General features: G+C 53.7%; 19 protein-coding genes. 13 read left to right on the forward strand and 6 right to left on the reverse strand.

All coding sequences use genetic code 11. From position 1 onward, the window contains the following. Nucleotides 1-483 precede the first annotated feature (483 nt). From H6G13_RS12770 to H6G13_RS12810, 9 genes are all read left to right on the forward strand, one after another. Nucleotides 484-768: a hypothetical protein gene (locus tag H6G13_RS12770; RefSeq protein WP_190483606.1), complete on the forward strand. Its 285-nt coding sequence runs from the start codon at nt 484-486 to the stop codon at nt 766-768. 348 nt (nt 769-1,116) lie between these two features. After that, on the forward strand, nt 1,117-1,521 hold the full coding sequence (locus tag H6G13_RS12775; protein WP_190483607.1) for a hypothetical protein: 405 nt from the start codon (nt 1,117-1,119) through the stop codon (nt 1,519-1,521). Nucleotides 1,522-1,917: 396 nt separating this feature from the next. Beyond that, nucleotides 1,918-2,250, forward strand: coding sequence for a nucleotidyltransferase family protein (locus H6G13_RS12780; RefSeq protein ID WP_190483608.1), 333 nt, complete (start codon nt 1,918-1,920; stop codon nt 2,248-2,250). Nucleotides 2,251-2,393: 143 nt separating this feature from the next. Then, nucleotides 2,394-2,615, forward strand: coding sequence for a 4-oxalocrotonate tautomerase family protein (locus tag H6G13_RS12785; protein WP_190483609.1), 222 nt, complete (start codon nt 2,394-2,396; stop codon nt 2,613-2,615). A 196-nt stretch (nt 2,616-2,811) separates the two neighbouring features. Then, nucleotides 2,812-3,309, forward strand: a complete 498-nt coding sequence (locus H6G13_RS12790; RefSeq protein WP_242028297.1) for a GNAT family N-acetyltransferase — start codon at nt 2,812-2,814, stop codon at nt 3,307-3,309. 209 nt (nt 3,310-3,518) lie between these two features. Continuing rightward, complete coding sequence (locus tag H6G13_RS12795) at nt 3,519-3,851, forward strand: hypothetical protein (protein WP_190483610.1); 333 nt, start codon at nt 3,519-3,521, stop codon at nt 3,849-3,851. Continuing rightward, nucleotides 3,845-3,985, forward strand: a complete 141-nt coding sequence (locus tag H6G13_RS12800) for a hypothetical protein (RefSeq protein WP_190483611.1) — start codon at nt 3,845-3,847, stop codon at nt 3,983-3,985. The genes H6G13_RS12795 and H6G13_RS12800 overlap by 7 nt, the downstream gene beginning before the upstream one ends. A gap of 262 nt (nt 3,986-4,247) precedes the next feature. Further along, on the forward strand, nt 4,248-4,469 hold the full coding sequence (locus H6G13_RS12805; RefSeq protein WP_190483612.1) for a hypothetical protein: 222 nt from the start codon (nt 4,248-4,250) through the stop codon (nt 4,467-4,469). After that, entirely contained in the window at nt 4,469-4,882 is a 414-nt protein-coding gene (locus H6G13_RS12810; RefSeq protein WP_190483613.1) for a PIN domain-containing protein, read from the forward strand. The genes H6G13_RS12805 and H6G13_RS12810 overlap by 1 nt, the downstream gene beginning before the upstream one ends. A gap of 150 nt (nt 4,883-5,032) precedes the next feature. Here the strand turns inward: H6G13_RS12810 and H6G13_RS12815 are convergent, their stop codons facing one another. Continuing rightward, a complete protein-coding gene (locus tag H6G13_RS12815; protein WP_190483614.1) occupies nt 5,033-7,504 on the reverse strand; it encodes an acyl-CoA dehydrogenase in 2,472 nt (823 codons plus the stop codon). Nucleotides 7,505-7,580: 76 nt separating this feature from the next. Between H6G13_RS12815 and H6G13_RS12820 the strand changes: the two genes are divergently transcribed. Beyond that, nucleotides 7,581-7,991: a four helix bundle protein gene (locus H6G13_RS12820; RefSeq protein ID WP_242028298.1), complete on the forward strand. Its 411-nt coding sequence runs from the start codon at nt 7,581-7,583 to the stop codon at nt 7,989-7,991. A gap of 54 nt (nt 7,992-8,045) precedes the next feature. Here the strand turns inward: H6G13_RS12820 and H6G13_RS12825 are convergent, their stop codons facing one another. The 5 genes from H6G13_RS12825 to H6G13_RS12845 all read right to left on the reverse strand — a co-directional run bounded on the left by H6G13_RS12825 (nt 8,046) and on the right by H6G13_RS12845 (nt 17,169). Beyond that, complete coding sequence (locus H6G13_RS12825; protein ID WP_190483615.1) at nt 8,046-9,230, reverse strand: acetyl-CoA C-acyltransferase; 1,185 nt, start codon at nt 9,228-9,230, stop codon at nt 8,046-8,048. A gap of 183 nt (nt 9,231-9,413) precedes the next feature. Beyond that, complete coding sequence (locus tag H6G13_RS12830; RefSeq protein WP_190483616.1) at nt 9,414-11,777, reverse strand: 3-hydroxyacyl-CoA dehydrogenase/enoyl-CoA hydratase family protein; 2,364 nt, start codon at nt 11,775-11,777, stop codon at nt 9,414-9,416. Nucleotides 11,778-11,811: 34 nt separating this feature from the next. After that, a complete protein-coding gene (locus H6G13_RS12835) occupies nt 11,812-13,911 on the reverse strand; it encodes an AMP-binding protein (protein WP_190483617.1) in 2,100 nt (699 codons plus the stop codon). Between the two features lie 685 nt (nt 13,912-14,596). Then, nucleotides 14,597-15,466, reverse strand: a complete 870-nt coding sequence (locus H6G13_RS12840) for an alpha/beta hydrolase (protein WP_190483618.1) — start codon at nt 15,464-15,466, stop codon at nt 14,597-14,599. 50 nt (nt 15,467-15,516) lie between these two features. Next, entirely contained in the window at nt 15,517-17,169 is a 1,653-nt protein-coding gene (locus tag H6G13_RS12845) for an alpha/beta hydrolase (RefSeq protein ID WP_190483619.1), read from the reverse strand. 174 nt (nt 17,170-17,343) lie between these two features. Between H6G13_RS12845 and H6G13_RS12850 the strand changes: the two genes are divergently transcribed. The 3 genes from H6G13_RS12850 to H6G13_RS12860 all read left to right on the forward strand — a co-directional run bounded on the left by H6G13_RS12850 (nt 17,344) and on the right by H6G13_RS12860 (nt 19,340). Continuing rightward, on the forward strand, nt 17,344-17,760 hold the full coding sequence (locus tag H6G13_RS12850; RefSeq protein ID WP_190483620.1) for a DCC1-like thiol-disulfide oxidoreductase family protein: 417 nt from the start codon (nt 17,344-17,346) through the stop codon (nt 17,758-17,760). Between the two features lie 43 nt (nt 17,761-17,803). Next, nucleotides 17,804-18,403, forward strand: coding sequence for a GDSL-type esterase/lipase family protein (locus tag H6G13_RS12855; RefSeq protein WP_199305883.1), 600 nt, complete (start codon nt 17,804-17,806; stop codon nt 18,401-18,403). A gap of 271 nt (nt 18,404-18,674) precedes the next feature. Beyond that, nucleotides 18,675-19,340, forward strand: a complete 666-nt coding sequence (locus H6G13_RS12860; protein WP_190483621.1) for an N-acetylmannosamine-6-phosphate 2-epimerase — start codon at nt 18,675-18,677, stop codon at nt 19,338-19,340. Nucleotides 19,341-19,450 lie beyond the last annotated feature (110 nt).

Consider the following 19,450-nt stretch of genomic DNA (forward strand, 5'->3'; position numbering starts at 1 on the left):
AAGCCTAACCTTGTCTTTTCCTCTAACTTTTGAGCTATATCTAGCTATGATCTACGGGGTGCTGATTCATTTCATGCTACGTCGGCTAGCGGAAGATTCTGTTTAGAAGTCGGCTCTTAAGGGTGCTGACAAGGATGTTAATTTTTGCCAAGACGGATAGCCGCTAAGCGTTGCCTAGTGAGCAGTCAATGGTTGAGGTTCAAAATGGTGTGGAGGCTCTGTAGCAAATTAGACTTGCTTCGCAGGGCTAGATAGGGTAGATTCCTGATTTATAGCTGTGTGCGTGCAGCTTGTCCACCCAAAAATTTGGTCGAACGCTACTGGAAGGAGATTAGGCCCTCCAACCAGCAGCTGACCCCTTCGACAGGATGTAGCTGTCTCGGAGGCTAGGGTAATTTTACCCGTGGCCGCCCTGAACTGCGTGTGTCTGGGGCGGCCAAGTTTTTGGGATTTCCTACCCTACCGTTTCGGGAGAATCCCAAAATGCTCTGTTTACCTTACTTGTTATCGTCTGCCCGCCAAGGCGAGGCGACCAGTCCCCTCATCCTTGCAAAGCCGCCTGCACAGCTAGGGCGAGAGCAATTGCGCCATATCATCATCGGCTCACCCGAAGGTGTGCGCGGCGCGATTAATCACCTGCACCTGCTGAACTATGCCGAGCAACTCCAGTGGAGCAAGCTGTTCACCATTCCAGAGTCGGGGATTGTGATTACGCCAGAGCAGGGAGAGGTGTTTAGCTACCTGCTCCGTTACCGGCAGTTACGCTAGCCCCCGTTGTTGTAGTTGAATCCCTGGTTGTTCTCCCCTTCAGCCAGGGATTTCAGAAGCTATACCAATTCTAAAATTTGGAGCCGTGGGCCAGAAGCTTGACAGATAATACCCCTAATTAGGGGTGTCAGGCAGCAAATCTAACAGATAACTTCGAGCCAAAGAGGTATTGAACGTCAAATTTGACAGTTGATTCCGATGAGACGGGTATTAAATACCAGAAATGGCATCTAATACTTCATATCGGGTTATTAAACTTCGGCTTGGCCAGACAACACTTTATATGCCGGTATTAGACGTCATATTTGCCGCTGAAATACTAGTTAGATAACTGAGGAAGTTGCCAAAATGACTAAAATCCCAAATGAAATCAACTTAATAATAAGAGCTAGAGCCACAAGTAAATGGCCGGATGACTTTGCAATGCAGAAGTATGTGCTGGATAATCAAACCGAAGCCTACCTAAACATTGAAAAATTGGAATCTCAAGTTGGCTCCAATAAGCTTTTTCAAATTGTATTTAATAAATCGGTTAAGAAATGGCCAGATGACTTTGAGATGCAACTTTATACCATAAATCAGCAGTTTGAGGCCATCACTCAAGTATCAGAATATGAAAACCCTAATGTGCCACCTGACATACTAGAAAAAATAAAGAGTAAAGCTTTTGATAAATGGCCAGATGATTATGCAATGCAGATGCACACTATTGAAAGCCAAGTCACAGCTTGGGTTGAGCTGAATAATCCGTAATTAACATCTAGCGCTGTCAACATAACGTTTGGCTACTATCTAGAAATCCATCGGGAAAACTCTGGCCTCTAGGCGTTAGGCTTCTTCAATTTTTGCTGGAGCTGATCCTATCCGGCGGGGCTGTGGGTGACGGGCATAGGAAAGTAGATCTCGTAGGATGGGCAGAGCAAAGCGTGCCCGTCGCAGTAGTCCAGTAGGATACGTTAGCGCTAGCGTAACGCATTAAGCTTCGGTTTCAAGATGCGTGACGGCTTTGCTTAACACATCCTACGAGATTATAACTAGAGCATAGGCAGCGCAACTATGAGAACAATAGAATTAATGACAAGAAGATCTCCGAGGGTCTAATCCGTGAGCGTCGGACGACATGACTCGGAGAAGTACTTCCAAGCTCATATGATTTCTCTACCAATTCTTTGGCCCCAAGATAAAATCTCAGCTTTTTGCGATCGCTGGTCGGTTGCCGAACTGTCTCTCTTTGGTTCCGTTCTGCGAGACGACTTTCATAATCACAGCGACATTGATCTTCTAATCGCCTTTAGCCCCGATGCTGATTGGAGCCTCTTCGACCATATCCGCATGCAACAAGAACTAGAAGCAATCTTGCAGCGCAAAGTGGATTTGGTGAGTAAACGGGCAATCGAACGAAGCCAAAATCCCATTCGCCGCCACGAAATATTATCCACGGCTCAAGTCATTTACACTAGAGGTGCTTATGCTCCAAAATAGACACCTAGAAGCCCGCTTGGACATTGAACGAGCTGCCAAAAAAATCATTCAATTTAAGCAACGATTCAATTAGGTGGCTTGAGTTCAGTCTTCGCCGACACCATCAAACCTTTTGCGAGTTAAACGCCTACGGAGGAATTCCCATGCCATACGTGAATATCCAGATCACAAAAGGTGCTACGAGGGAACAAAAGGCTCAACTAGTCCAAGAGGTGACCGCTTCCCTTGTGCGTATCTTGGGAAAGAAGCCAGAGCATACGCATATCGTTATTCAAGAAATCGCAGACGAAGATTGGGGTTTTGCAGGTCTACTGACCGACGACTGGAAGAAACAACAATCACCTCAATCACAAACTGAAACCTAACCAATCCTCAAACTAAAACAGAGCATGAATTAGTTCAGCATTGTGTAGATTGGATTAAACAAAGTGTAAACCCAACATCTTAAGGAGTTGTTGAGTTTCTCAAAACCTTAATCCAATCTAACTCTAGTTAGACTACTTTAAGTTAAGAGTGGAGACGCCATTGAAAATTCGCTTGTTGGTGCTTTAAGTCGATCTTATGCAGATGCTATCTATTTCAGTGCGTCAAGCGGCTCCAAATGACCTGTTAGCGGTTTCAGATATTTTGGACGAAGCTGCTTCATGGCTCAAACAGCAAAACATGACGCTGTGGGAGAAGGAGGAGGTTTCTCCAGAGGCAATTCGCCAAGACGTTGAAGCGGGCTTATTCTACATGGCTTTTGTTGAAGACGAGCCCGCTGGAGCTGTTAAGTTTCAGCTTGAAGACTTAATGTTTTGGCCAGATATTCCTCAAGAAGATTCAGCATTCATTCATCGGCTGGCAGTGCGACGGTGCTTTGCGGGTAGCAACGTTTCAACAGAACTAATGAAGTGGGCCGTCAAGCAGAGCCAAGATTTAGATAAAAGCTTCCTACGTCTAGACTGTGCCGCAGATCGTCTACGTTTGCGAAGATTTTATGAAAACTTTGGGTTCCGGCATCATAGCGATCGCCAAGTTGGGCCCTATTTTGTAGCAAGGTATGAGTACAAGGTTTAACAGCAATTCCCATGATTCTCATAGCAGGTGCAACTGGAAGGGCCGATAGCAAGCTGGTTGAATCGTCCTTCTGTCTGAGCTAGCTAACATTGCGTTGATGCGGACAAAATAGCGGTTGTCGGTAGGTGTTCGTGGCAAAAGCTGAACCCAGTAGCACTTGGCAGATCAGTTAAACTGTAGGCGTACTTCAGTCCTGTGAGGTCAGTCTGATGAAGCGGTTTATCGTAGCAAGCTTACTGGCAGTAGCATCAATAGTTAGTTTGGCAGGCTTGGGGCAGGCAGACAGCGAAGCGCCCGTAGCTGATACTTACCCAGTTGTGGCTCAACTGGCACTGCGCGATCGCACCGTCACCATTACCTCTGCCCCGGCTGGCTACCGCTACACCATTGCCGACGAAGCAGGCGCAGTCTTGAGTGCCAGCCTCACCGAAGAACAGCTTGCCGACCAGTATCCTGAACTTCTGGAAACAGTGCGGCCCGCTATTGCCGATGACGAAGTTTCAGAACTAATGATGCTGGCTCCTGTATCCGAAGATTGGTAATTGCTCAGCAGGATGGAGAGGGTGCGATCGCAGTTAAGCAAGTTGCGATCGCACCCTCCCCTCATTTCCCTAAACTTTTTCCCTTAAGCCAAGCTATCGACTCTGAGGCAATGTGGGTAGAGGCCTGCCGCTAAGGCGAAGGACGAACGTGGCTATACTCTCCGCGTCAGGCAGGGGACACGATTACCCCTGTGGGCCTAGGCTTTGAGTGCTCAATCGAGTGAATTTACAAGGATGTGCAGGTGTAGGCAGGGTTGCGATCGCTTACCTAGCTTTTGGTAGAAGCGTGGCCGAAGAGTAAGCCCTCTAGTAGGAGTTAGCTTACCTTCTGTTCCTGAGTCTTCAAAATCTTGAAGATTTACAATTGTAGACAGCAGGCCCGCATATTCCGGACAAATGACACCACAAGAATTGCAAAGACAAGCACTGCAGCTTTCGACTGACGCTCGCTGGCAGTTGGTACAAGCTCTTTTAGAATCCCTGAAGCAGGAAGCCAATCCTAAGCCGAAGCGAGGCAACCTATCCCGGCTACGAGGTATTGCCAAAACTTCAGCAGCCACAGGTCAGAGTAATGCCAAGGAGGACTATGTAACCTATTTGACCGAGAAGTATCAGTAATGCGAATTCTTATTGATACCAACGTAGTTCTTGATTTTCTGCAAGAGCGAGAACCTTTTGTGGAAAATGCAGCAAGACTATTTGAGCGTATTGCTGGAGAAATTGAAGGTTTTATCGCAGCATCAACAATCACGAATATCTACTACATCATTCGTCGAGTAGCAGGGGAAATAGCTGCTCAAGATGCAATTACTCAAGTTATGTCAGAGGTAAATATTTGTGCAGTTGATTTAGAAATACTAGAACAGGCTCTCGCGTTAAACTTTGAAGATTTTGAAGACGCAGTGCAGTATGCCTGTGCCTTGGCGCATAGCGTTGACGCTATCGTCACTCGTGATGCTTCTGGATTCGTTAGTACAGAGATGCCCGTAGTGTTGCCCGAAGACCTTGATACTATCAACAGCGGTAGTTGAAGAAACTACGGTAACCGATGGCGCAGCATAACGTTTCCCTGAACCAATACCGCAAGATGGTTGGCTGAGTTGCCACAGTTACTGGCGTCTAATGAGCTTAGAGGGACGCAGGGATCTGCGCCCCTTTCAATCACCTTTTTCCAAACCAAACTACACTCCCACTTCCTCCTCCTCAATGGATAAAGGGGAAGTCAATGCGCCCTGCTGATACTCCTCAAAGCTAAAGTCATCCACCTGAATGGCGTCATTACGAATCAGGTTCGTTCTGCTGATGAGATCCATCTCCTCGTCAGTAATCAGATGAGCCTCGTAGGCCAGATCGACTAAATGCTCAGGCTTACCAGCCGGAATCTGCCCAGCCTGGCTTGCAAATTTGATCTTTCTCAGCACCGCCTGAGTCTGGTGAGTCAACCCAAACGCCTGCTCCAAACGGCCCAAAGCTTCCTGTTCGCTGGTAGGAATGTAGATGCCTGCGGTTAGGCGATCGCGGGTTTCTCCAGGCGTTTGCAAAGCCTGAGCGATCTGGCTGCCCAGCCGATCAGAAGGCAGCGTGCCGATGGGGTTCAGCCGCAACCAGGCCAGCAGAGGACCACGCAGCAGAGCCCCCACAACGGGAATATCCAGATTGCTGAAGATCCCTTCAAAACCCTGCTGCATTTGAGCAAAGGCATATTCCAGGCTCCACTGCACCAAAGGCAGATCAGCGGCTTGGCTACATTCGGCCTCATATCGTCGCAGGGTTGCTGTCGCCAGATACTGCCAGGTCAAAATATCGGCAAAGCGACCCGTCAGCTTTTCCTTGCGCTTGAGGCTGCCGCCGTAGGTTAGCAGGGCAACATCGCTCAGCAGCGCAAAGGTCGTAGAAGCCCAGGCCAGCTTGCGGTAGTAGACAGCCGTTGGCCCCGGCACTGGCGATCGCACCAAACTGCCTCGGGTCAAGCTCAGCACCACACTGCGACAGCTATTGCTGACAATCGACCCCAAATGACCCCAAAACAGCCGATCAAACGCCACCAAATCAGCAGACTGGAGCGCCTGAATTTCTCCATATATGTAAGGGTGACAGCGAATCACGCCCTGACCAAAAATCATCAGGGTGCGGGTGAGAATGTTGGCTCCTTCAACGGTGATGGAGATCGGGATAGCGGTATAGATATTGGCCAGCAAGTTGCGAGGCCCCCGACAAATGCCAGAACCGCCAAGAATGTCCATGCCATCGTTGATGATTTGGCGAGCTAATTCGGTGGTGCTGTATTTTGCGATCGCACTCACCACCGCAGGTCGTTCACCCCGATCCACCGCGCCACAGGTATAGAGCCGAGCCGCATCAATAACGTAAGTCAGCGCGCCAATCCGGGCCAGCGGTTCCTCAATGCCTTCAAAGCGGCCAATGGAGAGGCCAAACTGCTGCCGCACCACACTATGGGCACTGGCAACCCGCGAAACCATTTTAGCCACGCCCGTACAGGTGGCAGGGAAGCTAATGCCCCGCCCCGCCGCCAGCGTTTGCATCAGCATCTTCCAACCCTGCCCCGCCTGCTCAACCCCGCCAATAATGTGGTCAATTGGCAGAATCACGTCATGCCCCTCAGTCGGAGAGTTGAAGAAAGGCACCCCCATTGGGTCATGGCGGCGATCTAGCTGCACTCCCGGCGTATCGGTAGGCACCAGGGCGCAGGTAATGCCCAAGTCGTGGCCTTTACCCAGCAAATTTTCGGGGTCGTATAGGCGAAAGGCTAGACCGAGCAGAGTTGCGATCGCGCCCAGCGTGATGTAGCGCTTCTTCCAGTTCAGCCGCAGATACAGCTCTCCATCCTTACCTCGAAACACTTCTCCGTGCGAGGTTAGACTAGCCGCATCAGAGCCAGCCGTCGGCTCCGTCAGCGCAAAGCAGGGAATTTCTTCGCCAATTGCCAAACGCGGTAGATAGCGAGCCTTTTGCTCCGGCGTGCCGTAGCGCAGCAGCAGCTTGGCCGGGCCAAGGGAGTTGGTCACTCCCACGGTCGCCACATGGGTAAACGAGCGCGACGCCAGCTTTACCATCACCGCACTATAGGCCAGGTTAGAAAAGCCCAAGCCCCCAAACTCCGGCGGAATCATCATGCCAAAAAACTTTTCCCGCTTGAGGTATTTCCACACCTCTGGCGGCAAATCCTTGCGCTGGTAAATCTCCCAGTCCGTCGCCATTTGGCAGACCGCTTCCACCGGCCCATCCAGAAACGCCTGCACCTCCGGCGACAGCTCCGGGTAAGGCTCGTTGATCAGCCGCTGCATGTTGGGCTTGCCGGTGAAGAACTCGCCCTCGACCCAGACATTTCCCGCTTCAATTGCCGCCCGCTCTGTCTCCGAAATCTTCGGCAGCTGCTTCGCTGCCAGTAGCGCAATCCAGCCCGTGACTAGCTGCCGCCGCAAGACTGGAATATTGAATATTAGCGCCACCACTGCAAAGGCAATCCACAGAGGAACCGGAGCGTAGAAGAGAACCAGGGCCGCCGCAGCGTAGAGAGTCCAAAGCCAAAGCGGTGGGCCGATGTAAGCAAGGGCAATGAGGGAGATGATGAGGGTGGGGAGGGTGAGGGAGATAGGGAGGGTGAGGGAGATGGGGAGGGTGGGGTGAAGCATGGCTGGATTCCTTGGTTTGAGTGTTGGGATGGGAAGAATTGGTTGGGAGAAGAGGAAGTTTAAGGAGGTTAGGAAGATGGGGAAGTTAGGGGAGATGGGGGAGGTGGGGCAGCGGAGGTTGATTAAGAGTCATGAGGATTTGGTGATTTACCAGATGGCTTTTGAGGCAGCGATGCAGGTTTTTCAACTGACAAAATCTTTTCCTGTTGAAGAGCGATATTCTCTGACGGATCAGATGCGGCGGTCTTCTCGATCGGTCTGTGCAAACATGGCCGAGGCTTGGAGAAAGCGAAGATACCAAGCAGCTTTTATTGCCAAGCTCAATGACTGTGAAGCTGAGTCGGCTGAAACGCAGGTATGGCTAAAGTTCGCAGTTAAGTGCCGATACTTAGAACCAGAACAAGCGAAAGCTTTATACAGCACCTACAACCAAATCCTCAGCGGCCTAGTTCAGCTAATCAAAAACCCCAAAACCTGGCTCCTCTAACTACCCCACCTCCCCTACCCCCCTCATCTCCCTCATCTCCCTATCTCCACATCCTCAGAGCATGAGATTCTCAAATACCCCCGCTGCGCCCATACCGCCGCCGACGCACATGGAGACTAGGCCATAGCGAATACCACGACGCTGCATTTCATGGAGCAGAGTCGCAGTGAGCTTGGCACCACTACAGCCGAGAGGGTGGCCCAGTGCGATCGCACCGCCATTGACGTTAACGATGTCCTCATTGAGGCCCAGCTCACGGATGACGGCGATGGATTGGGCGGCAAAGGCTTCGTTTAGCTCGATCAGGCCGATGTCTTCTAAGGTCAGCCCAACTTGCTTGAGCACTTTAGGAATGGCGGCGACGGGGCCAATGCCCATGATTTCGGGGGGCACTCCGGCGACGGTAAAGCCTAGGAGTTTGCCGAGCGGTTGCACGCCCAACTCATTGACTAGAGCTTCGCTCATGAGAACGGTTGCAGCAGCGCCATCAGACATTTGGGAGGAATTGCCAGCGCTGACGGTGCCGTTGGCGCGGAAAACAGGTTTGAGTTGGGCCAGCGCTTCCGAGCTGGTGTCGGCGCGGGGGCCTTCGTCGGCGTCGAACTGGGTTTCTTGAGTGACAGCATGACCATCAAGGTACTGGGTTTCGTGTACCGTAATGGGGATGATTTCGTCTTTGAACTTGCCGGTGTTGAGGGCGGCTAGGGCACGCTGATGCGATCGCAATGCAAACGCATCCTGCTCCTCGCGAGAAACCTGAAACCGATCTGCCACATTTTCAGCAGTGATGCCCATCGTGACGTAGGCCGCAGGCATATCAGCCAGCAATTCCGGGTTAGGCAAAAACTGGTGCCCACCCATCGGAATCAGACTCATCGACTCTGCGCCCCCAGCCACTATCGCCTCGGCCTGCCCTGTGAGAATGGCTTGGTTTGCGATCGCAATGCTCTGCAACCCCGAAGCACACAGCCGGTTCACGGTAGCCCCCGCCACCGTATCGGGCAGCCCCGCCCGCAGCGCCACTACCCGGCCCAGGTTGTAGCCCTGCTGCGCCTCGGGCATAGCGCAGCCCATAATCACATCATCAATCTGGTTTGAGACCAGCCCCGGCACTTTTTCCAAAGCTCCCTGCACCACCGTCGCACCCAGGTCATCTGAGCGCATGTGGCGCAGCGTACCGCGCGGGGCTTTGCCGATAGCGGTTCTGACGGAGCTGACTATATAGGCGTTGGTTGTCATGGGTTTGCTCCTGTAGGGGAGGGGGTGAGGGGTATAGGGTGAAGGGTTTAAGGTTTAGGGTTTAGGGTTTAGGGGGTGAAGGGGAGAGGAGAGAGGGAAGGTGAGAGAGATGGGGAAGCGGACAAAGCTGTTGCCTTAACCTTGCACCTTAGACCCTAAACCCTAGACCCCTTTTTCCCTGCCTTAATTCCTCAACGGCTTCTTCGTCTTCAGCATGTGCAAGATCCGCTCTTTCGTTTTGGGTTCGTCGATTAGCGGTAGGAAGTTGTCTTTCTCTAGGCGCAGCAGGTAGTCGTCGTCTACGGAGGCGGGTACAGTGAGGTCGCCGCCAGTGAGGACGTAGGCTAGGCGGTTGGCAAGGGAGCGGTCGTAGTCGCTGGCGTAGCCGCCTTGCTGCAGGATGTAGGCCATGTGCTCTAGGCTGGCTCGGGCGGGTTGGCCGAGGACGGGGATGGGGTCGCGGGAGGGCGGGGTGTAGCCGAGGTGATCGAGGCAGAGGACTTCCTGCTTGGCGGCGTAGAGGCGGCGATCGCTGTTGATCACGACTTTGGCAGTGGGCAGCAAAAAGCCGAGTTCTTTGGCTTCGTAGGCGCTGTTGGCAACTTTGGCCATGCCCACGGTTTGGAAGACCTGCTGCACCCAGGGCAGGATGTCGCTGGGGCTATCGGTCATGGCTCGGTTGGCGGCCCAGCGGGCCAGCCGCATCAGGCCGCCTCCGGCGGGGATGAGGCCGACGCCGAGTTCTACTAGGCCGATGTAGGTTTCAGCGTCGGCGACGACTTGGGGGCAGGCCATTGCTAGCTCACAGCCGCCGCCTAGCACCCGCCCTTGAATGGCGGCCACAACGGGTTTGTGGAAATAGTAGATGCGCTGCACCAGGGCTTGGAATTTGGTTAGGAGGTTTGCGATCGCACCATGATTGCGACTAAACGGATTCAGGTTTTCCCACTGGGCGATCTTGCCGACCTCGGCCAGGTTGATGCCGACACAGAAGTTCTGCCCCTCGTTGCCGATGACCATGCCCCGGTAGTCGTGGGTTTCTAGCCAGTCCAGTGCCTCGATCAGCCCGTCAATCACCTTGACGCTGAGGGTATTGGCTTTAGAGCGAAACTCGTACAGCATCACCCCATCTCCTAGGTCTAGCAGGGCGGCTTCGCTGTTGTGCCAAAGGGTGCGCTTTGCATCGGCTTTTATGTCTGCCAAATGCAGTTCGTCAGCGGGACGATCCAGCGCCACGTATTGTTGGCCTGGGATATAAACGGTGCCATCTTCCCGGTAAAAGCGGGTTGCGCCACTTTGCCGCATCTGCTCTAGCCAAGGAGGTAGTGCTAAACCTGCCGCCTGCAGGTCTTTCACCACAGTTTCGAATCCTAAGGCATCCCAAATCTCAAAGGGCCCCATCTCCCAGCCAAAGCCCCAGCGCATCGCCCGGTCGACATCGGCAGGGCTGTCGGCAATTTCGGGAATGCGGTTGGCGCTATAGGCCAGCGTGGACAGCGTGGACTGGCGGAAGAAGTCGCCGCCTCGGCCTTTTTGGCGGTACAGCGCCCGCAGCCGATCGGGCAGGCTAGACATCTTCTGAATACCGTCCAGATTGCCCAAGTGCATGGGCTGAGCCGCTTCGTAGGCAAAGGTCTTGGGATTCAGCGACAAGATTTCTCCCTTCACCTTCTTGTAAAAGCCCTGGCCCGATTTGGCTCCCAGCGTGCCCGTCTCCACCAGCTTGCGGAACAGATCGGGTACCTGGAACTGGTGCCGCTGCTCATCGTGGGGAATGGCCGGATAGAGGTTTTCGGCTACATACAGCAGCGTATCTAGCCCCACCAGATCGGCAGTGCGAAATGTAGCTGACTTGGGCCGACCGATCAGAGTCCCCGTTAAGGTGTCGATTTCTTCAATGGTGTAGCCCTGATTTGTAAACGCTTTCACGCCCAGCATGGAGACAAAGACGCCAATGCGGTTGGCGATAAAGTTCGGCGTATCTTTGGCTAGCACCACACCTTTGCCCAGGTACATGCGGCCAAACCACGCCATTCGCTCCAGCACCTGCGGATCGGTATCAGCGGTGGGAATCAGCTCCAGCAGCTTCAGATAGCGGGGCGGATTGAAGAAGTGAGTCCCCAAAAAGCGCTGCCGAAAAGACTTCGAACGCCCCTGAGCAATGCCCTGTAAAGACAGGCCGCTGGTGTTGGTAGAAATGACGGTATGCTTGCCGACCACCTTCTCAACCCGCTCCATCAGCTGCTGCTTGACGGTTAGGTTCTCAACCACTGCCTCAATCACCCAGTCCACCTCAGCGAGCCGATCAAAGTGCTCATCGTAGTTGCCAAGAATCACTCGCTGAGCCGCCTTTTGGGTGTAGAAAATTGGCGGCGACAGCTTTTGGGCCTTCTTAAACGCGCCTTCCACTAAGTCATTTTTGTTGCCCTTTTGAGCAGGCAATTCCAGCAAATGAACCGTCAGACCCGCATTGGCCAAGTGGGCTGCAATCTGAGCCCCCATTACCCCTGCTCCTAAGACAGCCGCCGTCCGAAATGGCTTGAACATGGTCGTTTCCCTCAAAAATGCAGTGCTTACTGGACTAATGGCGCATCAAAGACTTCGCATACACTGGACAAGCTTCTCCCCCTTCCCCGTCTCCCCAAACTCCTCTACCTTCTCTCTCCGCGTCCCCGCGTTCTCCCCTCCCCACGTCTTCCCCGCCCCCATACAGCCCCTCAATTTCCCCGGCAAACCGCTCCAGCACTGCTGTTCGGTTCACCCGCCCATCTGCCAACAGCAGACCGTTTTCCTGAGTCAACTCAGCATCGACTAGGACAAACTTGCGAACGGTAGACCAGTAAGGCAGGTGGCAATTGGCTGTATCAATCAAAGGCTGGTAGAGGGCCACAATGCGCGGCTGCTGGAGCCATCCAGGGCAACCTGCATCAATGCCCCAGGTTTCGGCCCCAACTCGCAGGGCTTCTAGGTTAGGAAAAATCAGCAGGCCGCAGAACTTTCGGTTAAGGCCGACCGTAATGGCGTGGGCTACTAAGGGAGATCTCATCAGCCCCTGCTCCAATGGCAGAGCCGACACATATTTGCCCGTAGAGAGCTTAAACAGCGGTTTCTTGACCCCGGTAATAGTGAGAAATCGGTCAGCCGAGAGCGTGCCCAAGTCCCCCGTATGGAGCCAGCCCGCTTCGTCAATCGCCTGTCGAGTCGCCTCCGGATCTTGGTAGTAGCCCTGCATTACAAAGGGCGCGCGGATGAGGATCTCGTGATCGGGTGCGATCGCAACCTCCACCCCCGGAATTGGCATTCCGACCGTACCTGCCCGGTTGTCTGTGCCCCGGTTGTAGCAGACCACGCCGCTGCTCTCTGTCAGGCCGTAGCCTTGGAGAACGGGCACCCCCGCCGCTGAGAAAAACCGCACCAGTTCCTCCGACAGCGCCGCCCCGCCGCTAATGCAGGCCCGCAGCCGTCCGCCAAACACATCTCGCCACTGGCCAAACACCAGCCGATCTGCCAACTGTAGCTGCAGCGCATACAGACGGTGCGGCGTTCGGTTTAGGTTAAATCGCTGAGCCAGCTTAATGGCCCACAGCAGCACCGCCCGATCAAACCGACTCAAATGCTGCGCCCGATCCAAAATCCGCTCATGCACTTTCTCCAGCAGACGCGGCACCGTAATTAAAAATGTCGGCTTCACCCGCCTCAGATGTTTGATTAGGTGATTGGCATCCGAGAAGTAAATGCTGTGCCCAAAGGCCAAGTGCCCGTAGAGAAACACCCTGGCAAAAATATGGGTCAGCGGCAAAAACAGCAGCGCTACTTCCTCTGGCCCAGTCGGCAGGTCAGGATAGCTAGAAAACGCCGCCAGCACATTCGCCGTGATGTTCTCATGGCTCAGCATCACGCCCCTAGGCTGTTTAGTCTCACTCGGGATATAGAGAATCGTCGCTAAGTCGTGGGGTGCGATCGCATCTCGCAACCCACGCACCCCCGCCTCCGACCACCGCTCCCACCCCCACGCGCTGACCTCAGCCAAAGTCGCTAGCTGAACACACTGAGGACAAGGCGACGGACAGGGCGATCCCGACGGTTGCTGGCAGAGGAGGCGGGGGATTTGGAGGCAGGATTCGGGGTGAGGGGAAGAGGACGCAGGGATATGGAGACGCGGAGGCGCATCCCCATATTCCCGAGTCTCTTCTATCTCCACCAACACCACACTCCCTAACTCCGGCGTCTCCCACAAATAGGGCATGAGCTGATTGAGCAGGTCTTGATTGGAAATGACTAGGGCCTTAGCGGCGGTTTGCTGCAGAATGAATAGGATGTTTTCGATGGTTTGGGTGAGGTCGATGGGGACATCGACAAGTCCGGCTAACAGGCAGCCCATGTCTGCGATCGCAAATCCTGTGTCGCTGTGCATAACTAGCGCGACCCGGTCTCCTCGAACCAGCCCCAAGGTTTCTAGGCCCAGGGCAAATTCTTCGGCGGCCCGACGAAATTCGGGGATTGGGAGGGATTGCCATCGGCCCCGACGCCACTGATTGAGGGTTTGCTGGGGAGCCGCGGGGTCTTCCTGCAGGGAAGGCTGGCCCTCGCAAGCCTGATCCAACAAAGCGGGTAGAGTGCGTCCTAAAATTGGACTTTCGGCTTCTAAGGCAGCACAGTGACTGACTGATATTGCATTCATGGTTGAGAAGTGCCTGTACGCTTCGATTAAGGCGGGGGCAATTCAGGGAACCTCAAAACAGTCCACAACGAAATTTTTAGGCAGCGCTTAGCGCCACCAAAAGCACAGTGGAGAAGAGCGGATTGTAATAGGAAATCCGTTTTGGACTGATGAGGTAAATCAGCTAAATAGATATCTGGGGGGTGAGTATCTATTTCAAAACACAGCAGCTACAGCAGAAGTATTGCCTGCTGAAACTGATAATTTCATAAATTTGCTGCCTCTAAAATCCCTGGAATAGCAGTACGCAGAGGTTCTGAAAGAGCTTTCTAGGAGCTATAAAAAGTAAGGAAACAACGACAATTTGATGATGAGTTATTGCCTTGTACTATTGATCATAGCGGTTTGATTTCTAGTCACCCATAATTGATAACTATCTCAAACAACTTTTGTAACAGGCTGCAATGGGGCATTTCGAAAATCACTACAAAGCTAGATGTCAGGTCAAAAAAGCTGAGTTTATAGCAGGGGATCGCCGAAAAGTAAAGAGAATGCAATACGGTGCAGGTTATTCTCAGCTTTTGACCGGGTTGTACAAAGGCAATTTCAGTTTGCCTAAGTTGCCTTAAACTCTCTTCTTTTTATTAGCTTTTGATTTATTGGATTTTGAACACAGGCTTGCTGATATCAAACAGCAAGCCTCTATCTACTGGTGATAACTCAACTCGCAGAGCAAGCCCTTGTTCTCTACATGCCGGTTGATCCAGTTCACGACATCTAGAGACACTTGCCGAGCACAAATATCGTTGTGCAAGTCATGTAGGCCGCCCGAATATTCCCGGTACTCTTTATCGATAAGAGAGAGCTGCCCAAATAGCAGCCGGCTGCCGTCTGGTGGTACCACCGAGTCCTCACTACCTTGGAGAAGCAGCAGCGGAACCTGCAGAGTGAGCAGCTCCGTTCGCAGCCGTCTGGCAGTATTCAGAAACTCTGTTGCCAGGCGAGCTGTACCCTGTCGGTGCCGTAGCGGATCGCTCGCATACGCAGCCACCCAGTCTGGGCAGCGAGAACCGGCCTCTTCTGGAAGCCCTGTATCTAAAGAGAACCGAGGCCAGACCCGCGAAAAGGCTCTGCCAATGCCCATCTTGATAGGAGAAACCCCAACCGGGCCAATAGCAGGTGCGATCGCAACCACACCCGGCAACGCATCAGAGCACCGCAGAGCATAGTCCAAAACAACCGTAGCCCCCAAGCTATGCCCCAATAGAAAACAGAGCGCCCCCGGATTTTGCGCCGCCATGAGCTGCCAAAACTTGCCCACATCCCAACACAGCTCCGCCCACCGGTTAATGTGGCCCCGCTGACCCGGAGACTGCCCATGCCCCCGCAAATCCACGCTATAAACCCCATAACCAGAAGCCACTAAGCCCTCAACCAAGGAGCCAAACAGCCCACTGTGGCTCCCCAACCCCGGCACAATACCCACCACCGCTTTTACCTCTGCAGCAGGGTGCCAGCACTGGTAATAAAGCTCCAGCTTCCCATCACCCGTAAATCGCCCTTCTCGATGCCTCATACCCTCAAACTCCAAACTCCAAACAACCAACCCCCACCCTTATCCCCCCTTCACGTCCCATCTCCCCGTGTCTCTCCCATCTCCTGCCACGACCCCGAACTCACCAGCCACAGATCAAAAGGAGGCTGACTGAGATAGGCCGCATAGTCAGCAGTAAGCTGAGGCAAGCAATCGATGCCTTGAGCCAGGTACTGGTTAAAAAAGGCGAGGCTGAGAGCATTGATGTACTGGTCAAAGGGGAGTTCACAGCAGGTGCCTACGTTTTGGGGCAATATTTTGACCCGCAGGTTTAAAGACTCGGTCAGACGCTGCAGGTTTCTGATGTGAGTTTTGCCCTGTATCACGCCCAGGTAGCAGTGAGGGTTTTTTAGGCCCTGAAAGAGACGGATTTGCTCGCAGACCAAGGGCGCAGCGATATCCCGACTGCTCGCCAGCAGCAGGGCCGGTACCTGAATTTGCCCCATACCCTGTGCGCCAAAAACCCCACTGCCCACTGCATCGAGAGAGACAATGGCCTGAATGCGCGCATCCTGCAGGGGATAAGCACCGCGCGGCAGCCCCAGCGCCTGACACTGCAGCAGCAGCGACAGATTCAGTTCATTCCAGGGGAGACGGCAGGCGGCCTCCAGCGTTTCGAAATGAATGGCGGCTCCAGCTAAGGCAAACGCGGTGTAAGCGCCAAAAGAGTAGCCCATCACGCCAACGGCCCGAAGGTTGAGCAGGCCGCCAAATTGAGTGTCGTTGCACTGCTCTAGCCCGTCTAAAAGACGGCTAATCTCTAGCGGTCGATCGATAAACTCTTGAGCCTTAAAAAGGTCTTGGGATTTGCCTTCTAGCAGGTTTCGCACCTGCTGCATATCGCTGCCAGCGTGCCAGGGCGCGGCGACAAAATAACCGTGAGAGGCCAAGTGTCGGGCATAGCCCTCTAGATCTTCTGGGCTAGAGGCTAACCCGTGAGATTGAATGACTACGGGCACGCTCTGGGTAGGCCAGGGCTGCGGCTGATAGCAACGAACCCGGATTGGCCGGGAGGATAGCTCCCTGCCAGCAGAGCTTTCTTCACTCTCCAGCACCAGCGTGTGCTGCACAACTTCGAATGCTCCTGGCTTTCGCAGGTCGGGGGCCTGGGAAAAGTCTGGGGATAAGCCCATCGTCAATTCGGCTGCGGCCAAATTTTGGAGGGTGGCAAGAATGGTTTCGGTTTCTTTGAGCAACCGTTCTACATCCCCAGCAGTGAGGAGTAGCTGGTCTAGATTGAACTGTAGGGTATGGGGAAAATGGCGCATGAAGCTCAGTAAGGACAGACCCTCTGGGTCTTCTGCCATCTGGATGAGCAGATTTTTCAGGAGGTGTCTTTGAGCTGCCTGATCTGCTGGTGCGGGTAAGTAGAAAAAGCGCTCAAACCACGACAGTACGGTGTCGCCTATGGAGGTGCCCAAAAAATAGCCAAGCTGGATCGGATCGAGCGTGAGCTGCGATCGCAAAATCTGTCGGCACCGGGCTTGATGAATCTGATGCGCCTTGCCGAGATAGACCCTACAGGTTCTATCGGCTAGGTGAGGCAAGGTCTGTGCGGCTATAAATCCTTGACTGCGGCGCAGGAGCTTTACCAGCAGCGCCTTAACCTGCTTGATGACAGTCTGCCTGGATTGAGCCTTGGGAGAATTGAATGGAGGATTGGCTGGAGAGTCGGCGTGAACCATGACACCTCTCGGAGAACGGGCAACTTCACGTTGTCCGCTCCTCTCCTACTTCAATCATGACTTAGGGAATTAGGCGCTGCTGATTTTGCAACTTTCAGCAATGTTCAGCCTGGATGTTCACCCCTAAGCTCCGCTTTACAATAGGAAATATCGCAACTCGCCCCGCCCTAACCCATGTATCACGTTATCTACGATGGCCAATGCAATCTCTGTGTCAACCTGGTGCGGCTGCTGGAGAGCTTGGACCAGGGACAGCAGTTTCGCTATATTCCCATGCAGGATGAGGTGACCCTAGGGCAGTACGGTATTACCAGCGAAGACTGCGAAATGGGCATGATTTTGCTGGATGCGGAGAACCCGACTCGGCGCTGGCAGGGCAGTGCTGCGGCAGAAGAGATTGGGCAGCTGATGCCTTTAGGCTCAATTTTTGTCAATGCGTATCGGGCACTGCCTGGGCTCAAACCTACAGGCGATCAGGTCTACGAATACGTGCGCGACAACCGCTATACGCTATTTGGCAAACGCGATCGCATCTACTTCCCCAAATATCCCCTTTGCACCACCGACGCTTGCCAAAAGAACTTCACCTAGTCAGCCATTCTGACTCTGCTCACGATTTCTAGAGGAACCCCATTTGGACATTCGCATTTGCTTTATCGGCGATTCTTTTGTCAATGGCACAGGCGATTCGGAATACCTGGGCTGGGTGGGCCGGGTCTGTCAAAAGGCGGCCAAGGCAGGGCACGAGCTGACTAGCTATAACCTGGGGGTGCGACGCGAGACGAGCCTACAAATCGAGCAGCGCTGGCAGGCAGAGGCCAGCTGTCGGCTCCCAGAAACCTGCCAGGGACGGCTGGTATTTGCCTTTGGTGTAAACGATGCCGCCGAGGAAAACGGCAAATCGCGGGTTAACCCTGATGACTCTGTGGCCTGCGCCCGTAGGCTTTTGCTTGCCGCCAAAGCAGCCTATCCGGTTCTCATGGTTGGCCCGCCGCCCGTAGGGAACAAAGCCCATAATGCTCGAATTGAGACGCTTTCTCAGCTCTTTGCAGAAGTCTGCCGAGAGATTGACGTGCCCTACTTAGAGATCTACTCAAAGCTAGTGCAGTCGCCTGTGTGGCACCTGGAAGTGAACCGAGGCGACGGATCCCATCCAGCGACGCCAGGCTACCAAATGCTGGCTGACCTGATCTCGCAATGGTCTGCCTGGAAAGCCTGGTTCCCCAAACCATAAGCAGATAAGGTCTAGATCCCCGGCTTTTGGTGCGTAGCCGTAGTCTTCAGCCTCCCCACAGAAAAAGCCGGGGATCTGGGGTGCAGGAGGATGTCAGCGGCTAAATCCCGGCTTTTGGTGCGTAGTCGTAGACTTGAACTTTTTCAGAGCCCCGGCTTTTGGTGCGTAGCTATAATTTTCAGCTTCCCCCCAGAAAAAGCCGGGGATCTATCTAGGGTGCGCTTTGCCGATAGGATCTGAGTGCGTAGGAAGTGAAGAGGCTGATTTAAGTATGGATGCGCTCAAAGGGGGACTGATTGTATCGTGTCAGGCACCCGTCAACTCACCGCTGCACAATCCCATGATCATTGCCGCGATCGCAGAGGCAGCAGTCAACCAGGGAGCCGTAGGTGTTCGTATTGACACCCCGGCCCACCTCGAAGCGGTGCGGTTACAGGTGAATGCGCCCATTATCGGCCTGTGGAAGCGGGTCATCCCCAACTACGAGGTCTACATTACTCCTCAATTTCACCACGCCCAAGCCGTAGCCGCTGCTGGAGCCGACATTATTGCAGTCGATGCCACAGAGCGACCTAGGCCCGGCGAAGAGACTCTATCAGGGCTGATTAAGCGCATCCACGAGGAACTGGGCAAGCCCGTGATGGCCGATGTGGACACGCTGGAAAATGCGATCGCAGCTGCCCAAGCCGGAGCCGATTACGTGGGTACCACCCTCTTTGGCTACACTCCTGCAACCCGCGGCCATACCCCGCCCGGCTTTGACCTGCTGGCTCAGATGGTGGAGAAGCTGGATCTGCCGGTGATCTGCGAAGGCGGCATCGCTTCTCCCACAGAGGCTCGTCAGGCGTTGAGCCTAGGAGCCTTTGCCGTGGTCGTGGGCACTGCCATTACTGGAGTTGACCTGCTGGTGCAGCGTTATGTGCGGGAGCTGGGATAGAAGACGCGGGTAGGGATGAGACGCGTCTTCCCCTCTCCCCCGCGTCTCAATTCAGCCAATAGACAGAGCAGATGCCAACACGGCCTTTCTAGACTGAACAGAGACCAGAC

The sequence above is a fragment of the Pseudanabaena sp. FACHB-2040 genome (assembly GCF_014696715.1).
GTDB lineage: Bacteria > Cyanobacteriota > Cyanobacteriia > Phormidesmidales > Phormidesmidaceae > JACVSF01.

Excerpts from the sequence above, each read along its gene's own strand:
- H6G13_RS12860 (WP_190483621.1), top strand. The coding sequence starts at position 18,675 with ATGGATGCGCTCAAAGGGGGACTGATTGTATCGTGTCAGGCACCCGTC.
- H6G13_RS12785 (WP_190483609.1), top strand. The coding sequence starts at position 2,394 with ATGCCATACGTGAATATCCAGATCACAAAAGGTGCTACGAGGGAACAA.
- H6G13_RS12770 (WP_190483606.1), top strand. The coding sequence starts at position 484 with ATGCTCTGTTTACCTTACTTGTTATCGTCTGCCCGCCAAGGCGAGGCG.
- H6G13_RS12805 (WP_190483612.1), top strand. The coding sequence starts at position 4,248 with ATGACACCACAAGAATTGCAAAGACAAGCACTGCAGCTTTCGACTGAC.
- H6G13_RS12810 (WP_190483613.1), top strand. The coding sequence starts at position 4,469 with ATGCGAATTCTTATTGATACCAACGTAGTTCTTGATTTTCTGCAAGAG.
- H6G13_RS12820 (WP_242028298.1), top strand. The coding sequence starts at position 7,581 with ATGGGGAAGTTAGGGGAGATGGGGGAGGTGGGGCAGCGGAGGTTGATT.
- H6G13_RS12790 (WP_242028297.1), top strand. The coding sequence starts at position 2,812 with ATGCAGATGCTATCTATTTCAGTGCGTCAAGCGGCTCCAAATGACCTG.
- H6G13_RS12840 (WP_190483618.1), bottom strand. The coding sequence starts at position 15,466 with ATGAGGCATCGAGAAGGGCGATTTACGGGTGATGGGAAGCTGGAGCTT.
- H6G13_RS12850 (WP_190483620.1), top strand. The coding sequence starts at position 17,344 with ATGTATCACGTTATCTACGATGGCCAATGCAATCTCTGTGTCAACCTG.
- H6G13_RS12795 (WP_190483610.1), top strand. The coding sequence starts at position 3,519 with ATGAAGCGGTTTATCGTAGCAAGCTTACTGGCAGTAGCATCAATAGTT.
- H6G13_RS12830 (WP_190483616.1), bottom strand. The coding sequence starts at position 11,777 with ATGTTCAAGCCATTTCGGACGGCGGCTGTCTTAGGAGCAGGGGTAATG.
- H6G13_RS12815 (WP_190483614.1), bottom strand. The coding sequence starts at position 7,504 with ATGCTTCACCCCACCCTCCCCATCTCCCTCACCCTCCCTATCTCCCTC.
- H6G13_RS12780 (WP_190483608.1), top strand. The coding sequence starts at position 1,918 with ATGATTTCTCTACCAATTCTTTGGCCCCAAGATAAAATCTCAGCTTTT.
- H6G13_RS12825 (WP_190483615.1), bottom strand. The coding sequence starts at position 9,230 with ATGACAACCAACGCCTATATAGTCAGCTCCGTCAGAACCGCTATCGGC.
- H6G13_RS12835 (WP_190483617.1), bottom strand. The coding sequence starts at position 13,911 with ATGAATGCAATATCAGTCAGTCACTGTGCTGCCTTAGAAGCCGAAAGT.
- H6G13_RS12775 (WP_190483607.1), top strand. The coding sequence starts at position 1,117 with ATGACTAAAATCCCAAATGAAATCAACTTAATAATAAGAGCTAGAGCC.
- H6G13_RS12845 (WP_190483619.1), bottom strand. The coding sequence starts at position 17,169 with ATGGTTCACGCCGACTCTCCAGCCAATCCTCCATTCAATTCTCCCAAG.